Consider the following 21,032-nt stretch of genomic DNA (forward strand, 5'->3'; position numbering starts at 1 on the left):
TTTTAGGTAAAAAATTATTTTAAAGAGGTAAATATAAACATGCAAGGAGTTCTTTTCGCGCTTGTTCCAATTTTTGCTTGGGGTGCTGTCGGATTGGTAGCTAATAAATTTGGTGGTGATCCTAATCAACAAACACTTGGAATGACTTTGGGCGCTTTTGTTTTTGCACTTATTGTTTTCTTATTCCGCATGCCAACGTTGACATGGCAAATTTTCTTAATTGGATTTATTGGTGGATTGCTTTGGGCAATTGGACAATTTGGTCAGTTTAATTCAATGAAATACATGGGGGAACCTCTAAAAACACCAGTAGAGCATCTAGAGCGTCAAATTTATCTTTAATCTACAGTTTATTTCTTGTAAATTTTTGTTTGTGAGTCTTACTCAAGGCTATTTCCCAATTTTTGGGCGCACTAAGCCCATGATTTCAACCCTAGTCGTTTAATCTGTTCAAATCGAAAGATGTTATAGAGGAGGTTGGTTAAGGTCACATTTGTCTTTGCCCTATCCATTCCAATCCCTCTAAAGGTACTTCCCTTCATGCTATTTTCAATAAAACCAAAAACATGCTCAACTCGACAACGGACTTTGGCAATATGACGGTTAATGTTCTTGTCAGTATCGGTCAATGGTTTATTTCGGAAAGCACGACGGACGGTATGGTGTTGGCAGTTGTCAGGAACACTTTTCCCCACATAGGCACTATCATCAAATACAGGTTCGTTGGCATCACAAAGAGAAGCTAGAACATTGGAGTCATGTATACTAGCTGTTGTGACGCCATAATCTTTGATTAGCTTTGATTTTCTATCAACACAGACGTGATTTTTATAGCCAAAGTAACGAACACCCCCTTTTTGAGTCCAGCTCCCATCGATATCTTTTTGGCATCGTTTGGCTTTGTTCCAACCTTCTACAGTTTCATGCGCTTTGATTTTCTCGTTTTCCTCACGGGAATTGCGTTGCTTAGGACATTCCACAAATGAAGCATCAACTATTTGACCTGTGTGGGCAATCAAACCTTCGTCCGAGAGTTGAGTATAGAACAAGTCGAATAATTCCTTTTCGCGACCTGATTGAGTCAAGCGATCTCGATAAAGCCAGATAGTTTTTGAATCTGGGACATTATCTTCGTGGCAACCAACGAAACGACGAAAGGATAAGCGATCAAGCAATTGATATTCCATAGCATCGTCAGACAAGTTATGTAATCGTTGAAGTAAAAGGACTTTGAACATCATGAGGTAATCAAGGTGAGGACGACCTCCACGACCAATAACTTTATTCTTGCGAGAAAACAATTCTGATAACAAGGGGAGAAAGAGTTGCCAATCCATGACAGCGTCTAGACGTTCCAATGGATTACCTTTTTCAGTGAGTTTTGACAAGATTTTTTCATCATCAGTAAATAAATGCATCGTGTTTAACCTCGTTTATCGAGTTTTATACTTGTATTTCTATTATCTCATTTTATAGGTTTTTTGAGGAGTTTTTAGAGGTGCCCATGGGTGTTTCAATAGCGAGTCCACTTTCAGCAGGAAGTCAATTAGTAATTGGTGGATTGCTTGGGGTTTTTGCTTTCCACGAATGGACAAAACAAATTCAATTTATTCTCGGATTTATTGCGATGGCTTGTTTGGTAGTTGGGCTCTATTTCTCAGCTAAACGTGACCCAGAAAATGCAGTTGTTGAAGAAGAACGTAATTATACTAAAGGATTGACTGCTTTAACTTACTCAACTTTGGGATATGTTCTCTATGTTATTCTTTTTAATAACTTAGCAGTACTTTGGTTCAATGTTCATTTTGATACACTGACAATTATCTTGCCAATGTCAGTTGGAATGATCTTTGGAGCACTTGTGATGGGTCGTTTCAAAATTAAAATGGAAAAATATGTTTATCTAAATATGATTGATGGAGTAATGTTTGGTGTAGGTAATATCTTTATGCTTATGGCTGCAAGAGCTGCTGGTAACGCAATTGCCTTTTCATTCTCACAATTAGGTGTTATCGTTGCAATTATTGGAGGAATTCTCTTCCTTGGTGAAAAGAAAACCAAAAAAGAATTGGTTTATCTTGGAATTGGGACTGTTCTGTTCGTAACAGGTGCATTTTTACTTGCAATTGTAAAATCTAAAGGATAATAAAAAAGCTGTCAGTAAACTGACGGCTTTTTTTGTGAGTTAATTTACTGACTAGTTTTCTGTCAGTAAAATTTTAGAGTTTTTCATTAACGAAATTCACAAAATGATTTAAAAAACATTTGGAGCACTACTGCGAGGGACAGTTTTCTTGGCATCAATGGAATTTGTTCTGCTGTACAATTTGGATGATAGCCTAAACAATCCTTTACTATAGTAGAAAGAGTGACAAATTTTTGGTTTTTAGTCACAGTTGCTTCAACTGAGGCTATTTTTTTGGAAGTTTGTCAAATGGTGTTGAAGGATAGTTTCTATCCCTTGGAAGTGTTTCTAAATATTTATTGAAAGAATCAAGTATGAGTATGTCTCCCATTTTCCCACTTTAGAAATAAACAGTTCTTTTGAAAGATCAATTACCCTAGCCAAGTCTTGATTTTTATAGTCGTAACCAAATAATTGCCATGGAACTGTTCCGTTTGTTATACTGTTTGAAATATCAATGTATTTGTTATTAGAGGTAGTGTAAAATAAGTTGTGTAAACACAAAAAGGAATAAATCCGTTATAGTAGAGTTGCAAAACATTACTAGAAAGAGATTTATTCCTATGACTCAGTTTACCACAGAACTACTTAACTTCCTAGCCCAAAAGCAAGATATTGATGAATTTTTCCGTACTTCTCTTGAAACAGCAATGAATGATCTGCTTCAAGCAGAGTTATCAGCCTTTTTAGGGTATGAACCTTACGATAAATTAGGCTATAATTCTGGGAATAGTCGTAACGGAAGCTATGCACGGAAATTCGAAACCAAATATGGGACTGTTCAGTTGAGTATTCCTAGAGATCGTAATGGGAACTTTAGTCCAGCTTTGCTTCCCGCTTATGGACGTCGAGATGACCACTTGGAAGAGATGGTTATCAAACTCTATCAAACCGGTGTAACGACTCGAGAAATTAGTGATATCATCGAGCGAATGTATGGTCATCACTATAGTCCTGCCACAATTTCTAATATCTCAAAAGCAACTCAGGAGAATGTCGCTACTTTTCATGAGCGAAGCTTAGAAGCCAATTACTCTGTTTTATTTCTTGACGGAACCTATCTTCCATTAAGACGTGGAACCGTTAGTAAAGAATGTATTCATATCGCACTTGGCATTACACCAGAAGGACAGAAGGCTGTTCTTGGATATGAAATCGCCCCAAATGAAAACAATGCTTCTTGGTCCACCCTGTTAGACAAGCTTCAAAACCAAGGAATCCAACAGGTTTCTCTTGTAGTGACCGATGGCTTCAAGGGGCTTGAACAGATTATCAATCAGGCTTACCCATTAGCTAAACAACAACGTTGCTTAATTCATATTAGTCGAAATCTAGCTAGTAAAGTGAAACGAGCAGATAGAGCGGTTATTCTGGAGCAATTTAAAACGATTTATCGTGCTGAAAATTTAGAAATGGCAGTGCAAATTTTAGAGAACTTTATCGCCGAATGGAAACCAAAGTATAGGAAAGTCATGGAAAGTCTGGAGAATACGGATAATCTTTTAACTTTTTATCAGTTTCCCTACCAGATTTGGCATAGCATTTATTCGACAAACCTCATTGAGTCTCTTAACAAAGAAATCAAACGTCAAACGAAAAAGAAGGTTCTTTTTCCTAACGAGGAGGCTCTGGAACGTTATTTAGTTACCCTGTTTGAAGATTATAATTTCAAGCAAAATCAACGCATCCATAAAGGGTTTGGCCAATGTGCTGACACACTTGAAAGCTTATTTGATTAACATTCTTCAACTCTACTTGACTTGAGTGTTTACACATAATTATTGACAGTATCTAATCTTTAAGTATATTTAAGTGATAAAAGTTTCATAATTAGTATGAAAAAAATAGAAGAGCATGTGCTCTTCTATTTTTTATCATACCTCAATCCCATCGCGTTGATTGAGACAATCACGGTTGAGATTGACATCAGGACTGCTGCAATGAGAGGGTCAATATAAAATCCTGTAAATGGATAAAGAATACCCGCTGCAACAGGAATAGCAATAATGTTATAGCCTGCTCCAAACCAGAGGTTTTGTTTCATTTTTCTAAGCATGCGTTTGGAGATGTTAATCATATTCAAGACGTCACTTGGATTGGAGTTAACTAGGACGACATCAGCGGTACTGATAGCAACCGAAGTTCCTGCTCCAATCGCAACACCAATCGTAGCAGTTGCAAGGGCTGGGGCATCATTGACACCATCACCAATGAAAAGAACGCCGGCTTTCTTTTGGTATTCTTTCACAATTTCTGCTTTATCTTCAGGTTTTAATTCCGCTCTAAATTCGGGAATATTTAGTGCACTAGCAATTTTTTGAGCAGTTTCTTTATTATCACCCGTGAGCATAACAGGGGTAATTCCTTGGGCTAATAAACCATTAATAAAGGCTTTCGCGTCTGCTTTAGGAGAATCTCCTAAGGCAATAAATCCTAAAACATCTTGTTGTTCATTGATTAGGAAAGATACAGTTAAACCTAAATCTAAATATTGAGCAATCTTTTGTTCATCATAAGAAAGTTGATTTTCACGAAGATATTTATAGTTAACAATTTGATAAAAGTTTTGATTAACTTGCCCTTTAATTCCAACTCCTGGAATGTTTTCAACCGCTTCAACTTTTAGATTTTTAAGAGGTTTAGCAGCTGAAACGATTGATTGAGCAATTGGGTGAGTGGAACTTCCTTCAAGTGCTGCCATGATTTGGAGAATGTCTGTTTCACCAGTAAAATCAATAACATCACGGACAGTAAACTTACCGTCAGTTAATGTTCCTGTTTTATCCATTAAGGCATATTTAATTGTATTTATTTTTTCCAAAGAGGTTCTGTTTTGAATTAATAAACCATTTTTAGCAGAAATACTGGTTAAGCGAGAAACAACAAGTGGAACCGCAAGACCTAAAGCGTGTGGACATGCAATTACAAAAACAGAAACCGCACGAAGTAGAGCAAAACTAAAGTTAGAACTAATTGTCCAAAAAATTAATGAGAAGATACCGACAATAAGTGCAGCATAGAAAAGGTAACCAGCCACTCTGTCAGCCATATTTTCCAAATTAGATTTTTGAGCTTGGGCTTTCTTGACTAATTCGGCCACTTGATTGAGAAATGAATCTTTTCCAAGGGTTGTGACTTTCATCTCAAATGGTTGGTTTAGATTGAGGGAACCACCATAAACAAGGTCATTTGTTTTTTTATTGACTGCTCGGCTTTCACCAGTAATCATTGACTCATCAACGAGCGCTTCACTTAATATAAGGCCATCTGCAGGAATTCTTTCATTTTCTTTCACTAAAAGCAAATCGCCAACTTTTAGTTCTGAAAGCTCCACATCCTTCCCACTTTTTAAGTGAGCTTTTTTGGGAACAAGGCTTGCTAAATCTTTCAATGCATCGCCAGCACCCATGATTGCTTTCATCTCAATCAGGTGACCAATCAACATAATGACAATTAAAGTTGCCAGTTCAAACCAGAAGTTCATGCCCATATGTCCGTTAAGACTCATAATTGTGGCATAAACAGAATAAGCATAGGCAACGGCAATTCCCATTGTAATCAGCATCATCATGGCTGGCTTACGGCTTTTTAATTCACCTTTTGCTCCGCTAAAAAAAGGAGTCCCAGAGTAAAAGAAGATAATTGTACCAAGGATAAGTTGCAAAATTTCACTTCCGGGGAATTTAAGGATAGTAAAGCCAGCGATTGGTGAAATGAGTAGAAGCGGAATCATTAGAATGATAGCCACTTTGAGCTTTTTACTCATATCACCCATATGCATCATGTGTCCTCCATGATTCATCATATCCATATTGTCCATATCATGCATATTATCCATATTATCCATATTATCCATATTGTGCATGTTGTGCATGTTGTGCATGTTGTGCATGTTGTGCATGTTGTGCATGTTGTGCATGTTGTGCATCTCATGATTTTCGTGCTTCATATCCACCATTTCATGATTGTGATGATGCTCAGACATCATTTCTTCGTGATTAGACGAATGAGTTTTATTTGACATATTTTCCTCCTAAATGAATGCTTTGAAATTTCTATCTATGTATAGTTTACACTTGTAAACCATAAAAGTCAAAAAAAAAAGTTATATTCTATAAATGTTATGAACATAATAATCGATATGTTTCTTTTGTAACTTAAATGTGATGTCGATACTGTCAATAATTATGTGTAAACACTCAAGTAGAGTTGAAGAATGTTAATCAAATAAGCTTTCAAGTGTGTCAGCACATTGGCCAAACCCTTTATGGATGCGTTGATTTTGCTTGAAATTATAATCTTCAAACAGGGTAACTAAATAACGTTCCAGAGCCTCCTCGTTAGGAAAAAGAACCTTCTTTTTCGTTTGACGTTTGATTTCTTTGTTAAGAGACTCAATGAGGTTTGTCGAATAAATGCTATGCCAAATCTGGTAGGGAAACTGATAAAAAGTTAAAAGATTATCCGTATTCTCCAGACTTTCCATGACTTTCCTATACTTTGGTTTCCATTCGGCGATAAAGTTCTCTAAAATTTGCACTGCCATTTCTAAATTTTCAGCACGATAAATCGTTTTAAATTGCTCCAGAATAACCGCTCTATCTGCTCGTTTCACTTTACTAGCTAGATTTCGACTAATATGAATTAAGCAACGTTGTTGTTTAGCTAATGGGTAAGCCTGATTGATAATCTGTTCAAGCCCCTTGAAGCCATCGGTCACTACAAGAGAAACCTGTTGGATTCCTTGGTTTTGAAGCTTGTCTAACAGGGTGGACCAAGAAGCATTGTTTTCATTTGGGGCGATTTCATATCCAAGAACAGCCTTCTGTCCTTCTGGTGTAATGCCAAGTGCGATATGAATACATTCTTTACTAACGGTTCCACGTCTTAAGGGAAGATAGGTTCCGTCAAGAAATAAAACAGAGTAATTGGCTTCTAAGCTTCGCTCATGAAAAGTAGCGACATTCTCCTGAGTTGCTTTTGAGATATTAGAAATTGTGGCAGGACTATAGTGATGACCATACATTCGCTCGATGATATCACTAATTTCTCGAGTCGTTACACCGGTTTGATAGAGTTTGATAACCATCTCTTCCAAGTGGTCATCTCGACGTCCATAAGCGGGAAGCAAAGCTGGACTAAAGTTCCCATTACGATCTCTAGGAATACTCAACTGAACAGTCCCATATTTGGTTTCGAATTTCCGTGCATAGCTTCCGTTACGACTATTCCCAGAATTATAGCCTAATTTATCGTAAGGTTCATACCCTAAAAAGGCTGATAACTCTGCTTGAAGCAGATCATTCATTGCTGTTTCAAGAGAAGTACGGAAAAATTCATCAATATCTTGCTTTTGGGCTAGGAAGTTAAGTAGTTCTGTGGTAAACTGAGTCATAGGAATAAATCTCTTTCTAGTAATGTTTTGCAACTCTACTATAACGAATTTATTCCTTTTTGTGTTTACACAACTTATTTTACACTACCTATGCACCAAAAACTACTTATCATTATGTGCTGTGATAGGTGGTTTTTTATATAAATCTTTTAAATATTAATTTTAATTAATAAACATTAAAAAACCATTCTATATTAGAGTGGCCCTAATTTATGATTGGGAAGTGTGAGTTTCCTCTTGCTGGCTAAGTATATCATACTCTCTCATAATTGCAACTGAATATTAAAAAAAAAAGCTGAAGTCATGACTCCAGCTTTTGCACGATTTTCAGATACAATTATGCTTTTGTAATATTAACTGCTTGAGGTCCACGTTGACCTACTTCAACATCAAATTCAACTTTTTGATCTTCGTCAAGTGATTTGAATCCATCAGATTGAATTGATGAGAAGTGAGCGAACAAATCTTGACCATCTTCAGAGGTAATAAAACCAAATCCTTTATCTGCGTTAAACCATTTTACTGTTCCATTTGCCATAATATATTTATTTCCTTTCGACAAAATTGTAAATCTTATTTTGCGAAAAGTGAATTTATAAAACATTTTACTCATTACAAAATCTACTTCTTAATAGTAACACTAATTATACTCAATGTCAAGCTACTCTCTGATTAGTATGCGGTAGAATTTTTTAGAATGCCCAATTCTGTATTGTCAGAGAAGAACTTGTTACCGAGATGTAAAGAAAAAGCTGAACAATTTCTTGCTCAGCCCTTGACAGTGATACGTTTATCATGTATCATAAATTAGAGACTGAGTAAGAAGTGATGGTTCTTACTCGGTAAGTGGTACGCTGTAGGAGGCGTGCCACTTTTTTTATTCGATTAAGTTATATAAATTATAACACACATAGGCACACCAAGCAAGTATTTTCTTTAGAATTGTAGCACAAAAAGCCTTTCTTTTTGAAAGGTTATTGTTATATAACTTGTTGTATAACTTTTTATCTAATTACCAAAACGAAGTCCTCGTTTTCCTTCTCGCTTACTAAAGCGACGTAGCTTATATACACGCTCAATCCGATTAAGTTTTGACTTGATTACACCTGCCGAAACAGACTCTAGCTCAGTCATTTTTTCATATTCCTCTCTCCAGGAACCAAAAAATAAATCTCTGAGTTGTTCCTCATAGTTGAGAACAATTATACGGCTCATTGTCTCTGCTCCCCACACTGTCCAGTACATACCACGCTTCTTCATTCTATAAGTAATTTTACGGTGTTGAGACTCCATAATACCTATCCCTGCATGAGTGAACCCTCTTAATTCAGCTGGCTTAGTGTATTGAAAATTATTGAGTAGCTTTCTCTTAAACTCCTTAAAAGTCTCTAGTTCTTCTTCGGTTGAAATCAATGCTTCTGTCGTATCAAAAACTGTGCGAAGTTTCCCTTTATCATGCTGCTTAATCGCCTGAAAAGCTCTATCCAGAAGCTCTTCTGAATAAGGTTTAAAAAAGGATTTTATCTTTTGGTTAACATGGTATTCATCCCAAAAGTGTTCGTGACGTTTAATTTTCAAGGCCTTAGCAATTTCCTTAAATACATATGGTGTATAACCGTGACCACCGTCAGAATTAGTAATAAGAAGTGTTCTTTCGGTTATCTCATAGGTGTTATAGAGATAGTCTAATACTTGCTCTCTAGCCAACCGATTATCCAAACCAACAAACTCCTTTTTATCTTTTAGCTCAAAACGATTACTACCAACTTTATGACTTCCAGTATGAACTACAAAATGCGATAAATCATAGTGACGGTTATCCGTATCTACGTCACGTGCCTTGACCATCACACCGTCACCTTCAATATAAATCACATCTACCTTATGCTTCTCTCTGCCATCAGTATCTTCATAAAAACGATAGGTTGCACGTTCTGCCAGCAGCTGATCACACAGTTTAACTGCTTGAACAACGGTAGGCTTTGTAATCGTAATATGGTAAGTCATCTGAATAACCTGAGTTACCTTTTCATAAGGCATCATCGTTGATAGTCTAGCAACCTGATACATAAATTCCCAGGAGAAACGCACATTCTTTTTTAACCCAAGTTTCTCATCCACTGGAACAAACCAGTCTTCCCCTTTCTTCCATCGGCGGCGGCGAAACGTAAACTCTCCAAAGGTAAAAGCAACTGTTCGTTCCATTGAGTGAATACAGGTGTATCCTCTAGCTTTCATCACTGGAACCATTTGCTCATCGTATTTAGCTACAAAATCATAAAAATCAAGGGCATTTTGGGCAAGCAGTTGTTCTTTAAGTTCTCGTTCATCAAAGTTTGTCATTGACTCTCTCCCATAAATTAGAATAACGTGCCCTATTTTATAAATTTACTGGAACCTTTTCAAATTTCTTTTTATTCTGTAAAGAAAAAGCCTTCCACAAAATGGAAAGCTCTTATGTTCTATTCGTTTTATTTTTTAGCTTGTTAGAATCTTTGAGAAGGTTCACTTGATCATTGATAAACATCTAAGTTATAAAGACAAATGGAATACCTACAATCATAACGATCCCTGCTTCCAAAAAGTCTGCAATGAATGAAAAGTCACCTGAAAAATGAACACCCACTGCAATTAGAAGAATTGGTAAAAACAGCACAGGAACAAATTTTAACGCTAACAATCCAATGACTAGTAAGAAAAACATATTTAATCCAATTGTCTGGTAGAAAATATAGAGAGCAATTGCTACAATCAACCACCATAAAGTCTGAACCATTTTTTTGAGGGAAACAAAAACAATCATAATCAGTCTCCTAATTTTTACTAATAATATGACAAGATTTCATCAGTCAAGTAAATTCTATTTGGCTGCCCTAAACCTTGCTTTACTTCTACGATAAGGTGTTTTTGTGCCAGAATTTTTTTAACCGAAATCACTGTCGTTTTACTACAATTTAGTGCTTCAGCCAAATCTTCATTTGAGAAGTAAATAAAAATATTCCCTTCATCATCTTGACCTTTATAGATAAAATCTATTGGTTTACGTAACCGATCTAGCAACAAAGCATAAGCTGTAACTCCATTAGCACCAAACTCAGGAAGGCAATGTTCCATCAATGGTCTAGGTACATAAAACTGCCCACTCTCTAAAACTGTTGTCGCAAACTCAGGAATATCACTCATGGTTGAAAGATAATTCATCAGTTTCTCCTTAATCCTTTAATTTACGTTGTAGTTTATTCCACTCTTGGATAATCAATTTTTCTAAATAATCTGAGGCAGACTTCGCCTTATGATAGGAAACCAACTCTTCGAGTTTTTTATAACGGACATCATAATGTAATGAAAAGGGGTAACGTCCCTTTTTATCGTAGCTGTCAGGTGATTTTTGTGCCGCTACTTCTTTACCTAATGATTGTTTTCGTTTTTTAGGTAGCTCCATATCAAAGGTGTCCCTTAATTGAGCAAAACGATTATTTGTCATTATGCTGTCTCTCCTTCTAGTACCGTTAAAATATTTTGATAGACATACTCTATATTATCATAAAATTTCTGATGATCCTGCTTTTGTTTTTCAGTCATTTGTTCACGTTGCTCAAAAACACTCTGGTTAATAACTAAACTCTTAGCCACTAACTCCTTTTTCTGAATAGATCCTAAATAAGCCTCATCTTCCTGAACCACATCCAAGAATTGCTTGCAAGTTTCTGTCACATTATTGCCGTAAAATTCAATCTTATTGCCAATAAGATAAGCTTCTGCCTTAACATAGCTTTTCTTTGTAATCACTTCTACTGCTTCACTCTTGATATAATCTACAAATTTTTTGAGAGCTAACCAGGCACGAAAACCGTTAGTAGAAGCATCCGTTACCCCCAGGACAATATCAGATACAGCAATAAAATTCGCTGTCACTAGACTTTCATCATTGTGCGTATCAATTAATATAATATCAAATTGTTCAGCTAGTTCATCGTAGTGCTCACTGAACCACATAAGGGCACCTCTAAAAACTCCTCAAAAAACCTATAAAATGAGATAATAGAAATACAAGTATAAAACTCGATAAACGAGGTTAAACACGATGCATTTATTTACTGATGATGAAAAAATCTTGTCAAAACTCACTGAAAAAGGTAATCCATTGGAACGTCTAGACGCTGTCATGGATTGGCAACTCTTTCTCCCCTTGTTATCAGAATTGTTTTCTCGCAAGAATAAAGTTATTGGTCGTGGAGGTCGTCCTCACCTTGATTACCTCATGATGTTCAAAGTCCTTTTACTTCAACGATTACATAACTTGTCTGACGATGCTATGGAATATCAATTGCTTGATCGCTTATCCTTTCGTCGTTTCGTTGGTTGCCACGAAGATAATGTCCCAGATTCAAAAACTATCTGGCTTTATCGAGATCGCTTGACTCAATCAGGTCGCGAAAAGGAATTATTCGACTTGTTCTATACTCAACTCTCGGACGAAGGTTTGATTGCCCACACAGGTCAAATAGTTGATGCTTCATTTGTGGAATGTCCTAAGCAACGCAATTCCCGTGAGGAAAACGAGAAAATCAAAGCGCATGAAACTGTAGAAGGTTGGAACAAAGCCAAACGATGCCAAAAAGATATCGATGGGAGCTGGACTCAAAAAGGGGGTGTTCGTTACTTTGGCTATAAAAATCACGTCTGTGTTGATAGAAAATCAAAGCTAATCAAAGATTATGGCGTCACAACAGCTAGTATACATGACTCCAATGTTCTAGCTTCTCTTTGTGATGCCAACGAACCTGTATTTGATGATAGTGCCTATGTGGGGAAAAGTGTTCCTGACAACTGCCAACACCATACCGTCCGTCGTGCTTTCCGAAATAAACCATTGACCGATACTGACAAGAACATTAACCGTCATATTGCCAAAGTCCGTTGTCGAGTTGAGCATGTTTTTGGTTTTATTGAAAATAGCATGAAGGGAAGTACCTTTAGAGGGATTGGAATGGATAGGGCAAAGACAAATGTGACCTTAACCAACCTCCTCTATAACATCTTTCGATTTGAACAGATTAAACGACTAGGGTTGAAATCATGGGCTTAGTGCGCCCAAAAATTGGGAAATAGCCTTGAGTAAGACTCACAAACAAAAATTTACAAGAAATAAACTGTAGATTAAAGATAAATTTGACGCTCTAGATGCTCTACTGGTGTTTTTAGAGGTTCCCATAAATAACTGAAGATACTTATTGTTTCGACTGGATAAGTCTAACTGTTCATCTGTCAGTCGCTCATCTCCACGGATTAAGCTAAGATTATCATTTATACGGCAGATTTCATACTCACCTGTTGTGAAAATATCATAAATTGTCTTTTCACTAGTCACATCAAAGGAGTGCGTTAAATTACATTCTCTTGCCCCATCAATTAGCAAGACACGCTTATTTTTAACACGTGATAACCAATCTCCTTCATTGTAGGTATGACTACTTTTTCCGCCACCACCTTTATCAAGGTTTGTTGTTTGAATCTTCATAAAAGCACTCCCATTCTTATATAATTAGTTGGATAAAAAGTTATATAACTTTTTATATATCTATTTTAGCTTATTATTTATTTTATGTCAACTAAAAATGCACAACTTGTTATATAACTTTTTGTGCATTTGTTTTCTTATTTACTATCCAAAAGAACCTCCAATATTCCCACCAACATAGGCTTTCAACTGAATCTGATTAACCGTTGTATTAAAGTTTCCTACAAAATAACAGTTATCTTCTCCCTTCTTTGTCAGAACAATCAAAAATTGAACAACATCCTCATTTTCAGATGGCATAACTTCTAGCTTACTTGATTGATACTCATATTGATTTACCAGGAGTGCCATCGCAAAGGTTTGAACCATTCCATCTTGACTCATTGAAAGATGATTTTCTAGTGTACCACTAACATTTGATAAATGTTCTGCTTTCTTAATAGCATTGATAGCCTCTTCAAATGCTTTAAGTACCTGTTGCTTATGTTCTTCACTACCTTCTGTATAAGGGTGCTCTAGCTTCAATTTTGCTGTCCGATAGTTCTTTTCATCAACTGTTTCTGGAGTTGATTGTGATACATCATCCTCCACTGTCGTCTCCGTCTGTTCGCTTTTAGGTTCCTGTGGTTTGCTACTGGTTAGATTTCTATGAATTGCAAATCCAGAGAAAATTAGTAATAGTCCAACCACGATAACATAAATCATATTATCTTTTATCCATTCTTTCATTGATTTATCCTTTTACTTTCCAAGTTTTGGTTCTTTTCCATCTGGATAAGCAAAGGTAGTAATTTCTGCCTTTTGTTGCTCTGGTGTCCAGATACGATAGTTCCAGGTATAAGATTTTTTGAAATAATCTGCCCCTGAAAGTGGTGTATTTTGCTCTACAATCAAAATTGAACCATTTTCAAAAACATGGCACACAATACCAGTATGGCCATAACCACCACCCCCGTTTTGTGTAGAAAAGATAGCTCCTTTTTTAGGAGTAGTTTTGACAGAATTGCCAAATATGCTAGCCCATGCTGCTGCTTGGTCTTTACCGTTTCCAGTAACCGACCCTGAATGTCCCCAAAGATGGTTTCCCACGCTAATTGTCAAATTAACACATTGACCAGCTAAATAATCACTACCTGGATTAAACCATCCAGAAGAGCTTGCATAGGCCATGCCAAGCGATTTAGGATCAATGATATACTGCTTTAGACTCTCTGGTAAGTTATCAGGACTATATCCCCAGGCTGTCGCATCAGCTGGAACTGTTCCTGTACCATCATTGGCACCACCTGAAGAAGAATCGCTACAATCTTTACTATTGCTTGTAAAAGTATCAGATGGGCCAGCATCTCCAGCTGAAGCTGTGACTGCTTTATAAGGTTTATCACCATGAGCGCTGATAGCTTCCTTATCCAGCCATTCATACTTTTTGCCAAGCGTATTGTACATGTCAATAAGCTTAGTTTTATAAGTACCGTCAGTAGCCCAGCCACCGTCTGCAATAGCACTTAGAGTCGCTATGCCATCCGTATTATTGATAGCCTTAGTATAGAGTGTTTGGTGAGCCATAAACTCTGCTTTACCAACAATGCCAGCATCATAACTGGAGAACCAGGTGTAAGCTCCACCTGTACCATCTCCTACATTAGCTCCTGGTTTCGTTCCTGTTAGGTCAACACTATCTTCACCATAAGTTGCTAGAGTAACAGGGAAGTTGCTCTTGCTCGAAGTTTTAACACCACCCATATTGTGTGCTTGCCAAAATGAGGTGCCATTAGGATTAGAGAAATTGAATCCATTTTCAATCATAGTCTGCGTGATCGATGCAGACGGTAAGAACCCACCAGCTTTCCAAGACCGGATATAAGCCTCTTTGTGTTCCTTAACAAATGAATCAATTGAGCCATCACCTGAAGAAATAGAGGATTCTGTAGAGGTAGAAGTTGCTACTTCAGTTGTACAATTCGTTTGAGAACTACTAACAGCCCCCAAAATACCTGCTAGTATGGTTACACCAATACTAATTAGAAACACAAGAGAAATAAGTGGTGCTAGTATCTTAAATAGAACTGCTTTTTTCACATATTCTCCCTTCTACCAAAGACCAAGAATTGTCTTTAGAATAGCGTAGAACACTAAGAAGACAATGAAACCAACACCAAGTTTCCTTAAACCTCTTAAAAATTCTTGATCACGTGCTTTCTGAGCTGCTAAGCGTTCTGGATCAGACTCACCATCCGAGGCAAAATAATCTCTAATTTCCTGACTCTTAATTTTTCGTACGGTCACATAGTTATTGATTGCTTGCTTCCGTCTTTCAATTGGTCCAAGTTTATTTGGATTTTTATTTGACATATCCGTCACCTTTCTATTTCTACTGAATACCACCATATCTCTGTACTTCTGGCGTTAATAACTGCTGGTTAAAGACCAGATTGCCTACCCCAGCAATATTCATAAATAATTGCCCTTTTACTAAGCGTGGCAATGTTTCCAGCTCTGATTGATTCATAGAGCCTACCAAGGCATTAGCAAGCAAAGGAATACTTGTTTCATCAGTTTGAGCAAAGACACGGTACTGCATCAATCCAAAGATACGCTGAACAGCTGTGACATACGGATCTTTATGACTACCTGCTCCTGATTCAAATAAAATTCCTCGTAGAGAGTTAACCGATAGTACCACACCTGCAAAGTTCTCTCCCATCGAGTCAATCATATCAGCTAGTAGTTCAACGCTGCTTTCATACTTAGGATTGATCAATGTTTGAGCTTCACTGATATTAACAATATAATGCTCCATATCCATTTCTGTTAGATTAGGATTAGCTTTTAATAATTGCTTGCAGCGTTTACCATTATTAACGATATCAGCTGAAACCAGGGATAGCACTGAAAAGATTTGTGCATTAAGTAAGTGAGGGGTTCCTTTAAGGCCTGAGAAGTCAAAAGTAACAACTTGCTCAGACGAAATATCCTGGAACTCAGTTGTGCCTTCAAAGATCTCTGAGTTTGTTGTTAGCAGTTCATCAAAAGTATTATGAATACGGTTAACAGATTTAATTTCAATTTCATCTGGTTGACTTTGTGCCAATAAACTACGCTTATAGTCTTCCGCAAAGTGGATAAAATCTGTTAGGACTGGATACTCCTCATTTACTAAATCAGTCGCTTTTAACTTCTCTGGATTCAACTTAGGATTACGTGCCCACAAACCTTCTTCAATATAAAACTCATTGAGCATCTTACCGAAGGTTGTTAAATCATCCCCTGTTACTTCACTATTAAGTAGTTTCAAGATACTCTTTAACTTCTGAATATGTAGATTATAGGATTTCTTCTTATCAATCTCTGTTCCATCTTCATTTGTTACTGTTGGGAACACTTGGAAAATATTGATACGGTTAGCTTCACCTGATAAATCAAGAATCAGACCATGCTGGTGTCTCGTCTGATCGAGAAATGTCCCATTTGCATCAAAGTTACGAATATAGTTTCCTTTGGCATAAAGGCCATCTGTATGCTTCAACAGAAAAGAACGCTGCCCCATCTTAGGGTTCCCTGAAATAATCATAAAGGAACGAGTTCGACGTTGATCACGTTGCAAAAAGTTGAAATTAACGGCTCCTTTGGTTGGTGTCCATCCCATGTAAACACCTTTAGAATCTTCTAGTTTGGTGTGATTGAAGAAATAACCACCGGCCAAATCATGCGCCCTAATAGGAATACCTCGTCTATGGTTGGGTAAATCAATTTGATATTGGGCTGGTATGAATGGAGCATGATATTCAAAGTCAAGTTCACCTGAAAGGATGGTTGACTTAAAGTTAGAAGTCTTGTCTTTAATATCCTCTACTTGCTTGAAGAGAGCTTCTTTAGTTGATGCAGAAGAATAGTTCCGAACATACATTCCTAGCATCGCAATATTCTTCTTGGTAATGTCTCTATCCAGCTGAGTTAAGTCTTTGATTTCATCTAGTTCTTGTTGGTTATCAACTATCTTACTGTTTCCAGTAATACGAGTTGATTTTTCCTCAATAGCATCTTTGATTTCTTGCTTCAGCTCTTTGTTATTTGCTCGATAGAGAGATAAAAACGAACGTGTACCTGGAATCAGCATTAAATCTGATAACCAGAAACGGTCTAAATCTTCTGAGGGGTATTCGTAATAATGAAGTGCTGTATGATAACCGTCCCCACTGATCCAGGAGCGATCATCCTTTTTGAAATCAATGTTACCTTGTGGTTGTATGCGACTGAGAAAAGCAAGATCATAACCTTGCGCTTTTAACTGTCTTTGTCTGCGTTTTGAAAGTTCTGGCATGTTATCCTCCTATACTTTTTCGTTCATGTTATTGAATTGCTTGATAATTTGTTCTTTCTTAACCCTGGTTATTTCTTGAGGAACAAAATCATTATTCCCATAAGACTTAGCCTTACGTACTAGGTCATCTAACTCCGTTGTAGTTGGTGCAAAGAGCCACAAAATAAACTCTGTATTGTAGATTTCTTGTTGAATACTCTCTTCAACTTGAATCTCATTGATCAGTAAGGCCTCACGATCAAGAAGCTGTAAGTACCGACGTGAATTAGGTAGTAATTTTGCCTTTTCTTGCCGAACGAGGCTCAAATGATGACGAAGATCCATAATCTGAGTATCTGTATTAGTTGGCAAGGTTGTTGTTTCAATCTGAATATCAGTGTTAAAGTCAGTCAACCATTTCTCAAAATTATCAATTGTTCGTCGAATTTCATTATAGGAAAGTGATCCTAAGTCTTTTCCTGGTATTTCCATCAACTGAAGATAACCGTAATCAACTAATTGAATGTAAGCTTGACGATTATCAATAATTGACTTTACATCAAGCAATTCTACACATGAATGAAGGTCAAAATATTCTTGACTGTGCTTTTTTTCCTGCTTACGCCCTAATTGTCGTTTAACTTCAGGCTGCTTTTGATTTTGTTTAATAGCCATTAACGTTTCTCTCCTCTCTGATAATTCAAACTAATGTATCGTTTCCGTCGTCTCCTGAAAAAGAGAAGCATGCTATGCCAATTTTTCTTTCCGCCATTGGCTGGTAAAACTAGATAGAGACACATAAGCGGTGTCAAAATAATAAAGGCAAGTAACTGTGCCCATTGACTCGTTGGGAATATCTTGGTTCCAATAGAAACCGCAGCAACCGCTGAGCCTCCTACAAAAACAATATCGGCCATGAATAGTCCTATGATTTTTACTTTGGCATAGATGTCACGTGGAACACCGTATTTTTCATCCATTTATCTAACTCCTTTCTTGTATAGTTCCATCATAAGAGATAATGAAAATTCTTGCGTTAAGCGGACAAATGGTATCATCTTAAACTGAAGATCCGTTTTTATACAAAAAGTTATATAACTTTTTACACAAAAAAGAAGCCTCAAGATTGAGACTTCTTAACCATATTGAAGAATGATTCTTCTGACAAAATTGTGATTTCTTGCCCTTCTGCTATTCTGGATATTGCAGCTTCATACTTTTTAGACCGTCTATCTGGTTCAAAAAGATCTAGTTGTTTATGACCTGCAAGAAGAATATTTGTTTGAGCAGAGACATATCCTTGAACGATTGCTCCCTTTTTCTCCAGGAAGGTAATCACATCTTGTCGGCTCATTGGTCGTAAACTTCCTGTAATCACAACAACCTTACCTGCAACATCACACATAGAGCTTACTCTTCACTTTCATCAATTTCAGCACCTCTTATATGAGATTGTCCTTGCATACGCTGACCTGCTTGTTGCATTTGTTGGTTCATGTACTGCATTTGGTTCATTGATTGTTGGAAGTTACGTTTAGAAACCGTTGAGCCTTCAGTTTTTTTGGGTGCTTCATGGGTAACATTGGGAAGTGGATTATTTTCAATAGATTGAGGAATGTCTCTAGCTGGTGGAGTTGGATCACTAATGCCACCGAAGGCCTCGCCAGACGGTTCTGCTGGTGTCACTGTTGGATCTGTAATACCACCACCACTTGGGCCACTATCTGTATTTTCAAATGGGCTAGGCTCATCTGATAATAAACTTTCCCCTCCATATTGTCCAGAAGGATTTAAGGTAAATTCTGCATTTGGATTGATTGTTGAATCAAATCCTGCACGTGGCGGAACTGCATCATTTTTCATGCCTTTATAAACAGCATCATGGGCAGCCTGCTCTTTTTGACCTAAGTTATCTGCTATACCACCTGCAAAGTCTTTCGCTTTACCGACAGCCTCTTTACCTGCAAGGTCAGCAGCACTATACATGTTACTCAAGCCACCTTTAACTGCATTCAAAGCACCTTGATCTTTAGCAGCATTGAAAGCACCTCGAATTCCACCACCAGTTGTTGCCAGACTATTTCCAAGAACTTTACTTCCTGCTACCATTGCTCCAGGAGCTTTCTTAGCCATATCAAGTCCAAAGCCTCCCATAGCCATAGCTCCGTTACCGATAGCTCCAGCACCTGTCGCAAAGGCATTACCCATCATCATCGCTCCAAGCAGTTGTTGGGCTGTATCACTATGACCAGTAGAAACGCCAAGCCAACGTTCAATCATTGATACCCCTTGCATAGCAGCAAAGAAGACACCAATATAAACAAGTGAAGCCGCAAGACATTGTTCCCACATATTAAGACCGTCAAAGAAACCGCCTGATAATTTTGTAACAGCTGATACTGATAACGTTGGTAAGTCACGTAGGATTTCCAGCGTCACACGCATAATCACCACTTCAAAGAAGATACCTGCAAGAGCACCTCCTATTGTTCGTAGAAGTTCTTTATACTTCTTGGAATTAGACAAGGAAGAGTACCCTTGAAGCGGTGAAATCATAGCTTCAATCACAATATCAAAGACTGATTTAACCAACTTAATTGACATAGAAATTAATAGGACAATCAGGATAATGTATTGCATGAACATCCCTATCCAGTTGACCTTATATCGCATATAAACTGGTTCAAAGGCATTTAATTCACCTACAATACGGTGCTGTGTAATGGTTTCTATTCCATCTTGATTCGTGTTTAATTTATGTAGGAATAAACCTTTTATACCAGTGTGCTTCTTTTCCATTTGATCTAATAATCCAGAATTAGAAGCACCATAAGTTGCCCCAAAATCAATTCGTGTCGCAAAGTCAGTAGTGTCTCGCTTATCAGTGCTATCTGTAATATTATTGACTGGCGTTGAGCCTTCTTTAGGTGGCTTGATATACCCATAATCATCCAACGGAAAAAGCTCGGTTGAAAAATCATTATCAATCAATACTTTAAGATCCACTATATTATTCTTCATCGGTTGAATCGCCAAAGATGAATAGTGTTCAGTTCCATCAGGTGCTTCACTAGATACGGTTTGAATATTCATTGCATCTTGAGCAATTACCGATGAAATAGATGTTAAAGCTAAAGGTAACACTGCCGTAACCATAGTCACTAGAAGGAAGTTAGTTATCACCCCTTTGTATTTGACTGGCTTAGTAAAAACACCACCTATTGCAGAAACAACTAAAATCAAGCTAAATAGTGTTGTTCCTATCACCTGAAACCAGAAGAAAAATTGTCCTATAACCGTGTTGTTATCGCCTAAATATCCAAATAAACCAAAAAGCTTAAACATATTATTAAAGACATGTTCTAGACTCGCTGTAATGGAATATAGAGCTTTGGCAATGGCACCTGGTATATAGGCTAAAAAGGAGAGGAAAGCTGGGGTGGAATCAAGATAGTTGCTCCAATATTTATAAAAGGAAGCCATCTTTTCTGCATTCTCCCCTGTGATATTCCCATTGGTCTTACCATTGAAATCTAGGAAGCCTGTTTCCAAGGCGTTGACCAAATCGGAATAAGTATCATATTTCACATAAGGTACCTACTTTCTTTATAAGATACCTCCATCATAAGGG

General features: G+C 37.2%; 18 protein-coding genes and 4 pseudogenes. 4 read left to right on the top strand and 18 right to left on the bottom strand.

The window, feature by feature from the left end; translation table 11 throughout:
* Positions 1-39 precede the first annotated feature (39 nt).
* Positions 40-312, top strand: a pseudogene (locus MHH90_RS05490) (GRP family sugar transporter); the annotation flags it as partial.
* Between the two features lie 101 nt (positions 313-413).
* Here the strand turns inward: MHH90_RS05490 and MHH90_RS05495 are convergent.
* On the bottom strand, positions 414-1,418 hold the full coding sequence (locus MHH90_RS05495) for an IS5-like element ISSth7 family transposase (protein ID WP_011681261.1): 1,005 nt from the start codon (positions 1,416-1,418) through the stop codon (positions 414-416).
* Positions 1,419-1,504: 86 nt separating this feature from the next.
* On the opposite strand from MHH90_RS05495, the pseudogene MHH90_RS05500 reads away from it, so the two are divergent.
* Positions 1,505-2,146 (top strand): annotated as a pseudogene (locus MHH90_RS05500) (GRP family sugar transporter); the annotation flags it as partial.
* Positions 2,147-2,748: 602 nt separating this feature from the next.
* Positions 2,749-3,924 (top strand): IS256-like element IS1191 family transposase, encoded by a 1,176-nt coding sequence (locus tag MHH90_RS05505; RefSeq protein ID WP_340725732.1) that lies wholly within the window; start codon positions 2,749-2,751, stop codon positions 3,922-3,924.
* Positions 3,925-4,049: 125 nt separating this feature from the next.
* Here MHH90_RS05505 and MHH90_RS05510 read toward each other — a convergent pair whose 3' ends face one another.
* The 8 genes and pseudogenes from MHH90_RS05510 to MHH90_RS05545 form a co-directional block, all read right to left on the bottom strand.
* Positions 4,050-6,209, bottom strand: coding sequence for a heavy metal translocating P-type ATPase (locus tag MHH90_RS05510; protein ID WP_340725830.1), 2,160 nt, complete (start codon positions 6,207-6,209; stop codon positions 4,050-4,052).
* A 195-nt stretch (positions 6,210-6,404) separates the two neighbouring features.
* Positions 6,405-7,580 carry an IS256-like element IS1191 family transposase gene (locus MHH90_RS05515; protein WP_340725732.1) on the bottom strand — a complete coding sequence of 392 codons (1,176 nt, stop codon included), beginning with the start codon at positions 7,578-7,580 and terminating at the stop codon, positions 6,405-6,407.
* Between the two features lie 337 nt (positions 7,581-7,917).
* Positions 7,918-8,118 (bottom strand): cold-shock protein, encoded by a 201-nt coding sequence (locus MHH90_RS05520; protein WP_014621469.1) that lies wholly within the window; start codon positions 8,116-8,118, stop codon positions 7,918-7,920.
* 470 nt (positions 8,119-8,588) lie between these two features.
* Positions 8,589-9,923 (bottom strand): ISLre2 family transposase, encoded by a 1,335-nt coding sequence (locus MHH90_RS05525; RefSeq protein WP_003045982.1) that lies wholly within the window; start codon positions 9,921-9,923, stop codon positions 8,589-8,591.
* A gap of 184 nt (positions 9,924-10,107) precedes the next feature.
* The gene (locus MHH90_RS05530; protein ID WP_003045979.1) at positions 10,108-10,383 is read right to left on the bottom strand and encodes a hypothetical protein; all 276 of its coding nucleotides are present in this window, start codon (positions 10,381-10,383) and stop codon (positions 10,108-10,110) included.
* A gap of 20 nt (positions 10,384-10,403) precedes the next feature.
* Positions 10,404-10,781, bottom strand: coding sequence for a replication initiator protein A (locus MHH90_RS05535; RefSeq protein ID WP_003045977.1), 378 nt, complete (start codon positions 10,779-10,781; stop codon positions 10,404-10,406).
* Between the two features lie 10 nt (positions 10,782-10,791).
* On the bottom strand, positions 10,792-11,064 hold the full coding sequence (locus tag MHH90_RS05540) for a hypothetical protein (RefSeq protein ID WP_340725831.1): 273 nt from the start codon (positions 11,062-11,064) through the stop codon (positions 10,792-10,794).
* Positions 11,064-11,576 (bottom strand): annotated as a pseudogene (locus MHH90_RS05545) (MinD/ParA family ATP-binding protein); the annotation flags it as partial. The gene MHH90_RS05540 and the pseudogene MHH90_RS05545, both read right to left, overlap by 1 nt.
* A gap of 88 nt (positions 11,577-11,664) precedes the next feature.
* Here MHH90_RS05545 and MHH90_RS05550 point away from each other — a divergent pair.
* Entirely contained in the window at positions 11,665-12,669 is a 1,005-nt protein-coding gene (locus tag MHH90_RS05550) for an IS5-like element ISSth7 family transposase (protein WP_011681261.1), read from the top strand.
* A 69-nt stretch (positions 12,670-12,738) separates the two neighbouring features.
* Here MHH90_RS05550 and MHH90_RS05555 read toward each other — a convergent pair.
* From MHH90_RS05555 to MHH90_RS05595, 9 genes and pseudogenes are all read right to left on the bottom strand, one after another.
* Positions 12,739-13,101: pseudogene (locus MHH90_RS05555) on the bottom strand (ParA family protein); the annotation flags it as partial.
* Between the two features lie 144 nt (positions 13,102-13,245).
* The gene (locus MHH90_RS05560; RefSeq protein ID WP_003045971.1) at positions 13,246-13,830 is read right to left on the bottom strand and encodes a hypothetical protein; all 585 of its coding nucleotides are present in this window, start codon (positions 13,828-13,830) and stop codon (positions 13,246-13,248) included.
* A 12-nt stretch (positions 13,831-13,842) separates the two neighbouring features.
* Positions 13,843-15,180, bottom strand: a complete 1,338-nt coding sequence (locus MHH90_RS05565; protein WP_300976337.1) for a CHAP domain-containing protein — start codon at positions 15,178-15,180, stop codon at positions 13,843-13,845.
* A 12-nt stretch (positions 15,181-15,192) separates the two neighbouring features.
* Entirely contained in the window at positions 15,193-15,453 is a 261-nt protein-coding gene (locus MHH90_RS05570) for a hypothetical protein (protein WP_017650060.1), read from the bottom strand.
* 19 nt (positions 15,454-15,472) lie between these two features.
* Positions 15,473-17,422, bottom strand: coding sequence for a hypothetical protein (locus tag MHH90_RS05575; protein ID WP_003045965.1), 1,950 nt, complete (start codon positions 17,420-17,422; stop codon positions 15,473-15,475).
* Positions 17,423-17,431: 9 nt separating this feature from the next.
* Positions 17,432-18,076 carry a hypothetical protein gene (locus MHH90_RS05580; protein ID WP_003045963.1) on the bottom strand — a complete coding sequence of 215 codons (645 nt, stop codon included), beginning with the start codon at positions 18,074-18,076 and terminating at the stop codon, positions 17,432-17,434.
* Complete coding sequence (locus tag MHH90_RS05585; RefSeq protein WP_003045960.1) at positions 18,076-18,381, bottom strand: hypothetical protein; 306 nt, start codon at positions 18,379-18,381, stop codon at positions 18,076-18,078. The genes MHH90_RS05580 and MHH90_RS05585 overlap by 1 nt, the downstream gene beginning before the upstream one ends.
* Positions 18,382-18,521: 140 nt before the next feature.
* Positions 18,522-18,806: a BRCT domain-containing protein gene (locus MHH90_RS05590; RefSeq protein WP_003045958.1), complete on the bottom strand. Its 285-nt coding sequence runs from the start codon at positions 18,804-18,806 to the stop codon at positions 18,522-18,524.
* 5 nt (positions 18,807-18,811) lie between these two features.
* Complete coding sequence (locus tag MHH90_RS05595) at positions 18,812-20,989, bottom strand: pLS20_p028 family conjugation system transmembrane protein (RefSeq protein ID WP_340725832.1); 2,178 nt, start codon at positions 20,987-20,989, stop codon at positions 18,812-18,814.
* Between the last annotated feature and the right edge of the window lie 43 nt (positions 20,990-21,032).

It is taken from the genome of Streptococcus sp. FSL E2-3488 (genome assembly GCF_038003585.1).
Taxonomy (GTDB): domain Bacteria; phylum Bacillota; class Bacilli; order Lactobacillales; family Streptococcaceae; genus Streptococcus; species Streptococcus thermophilus.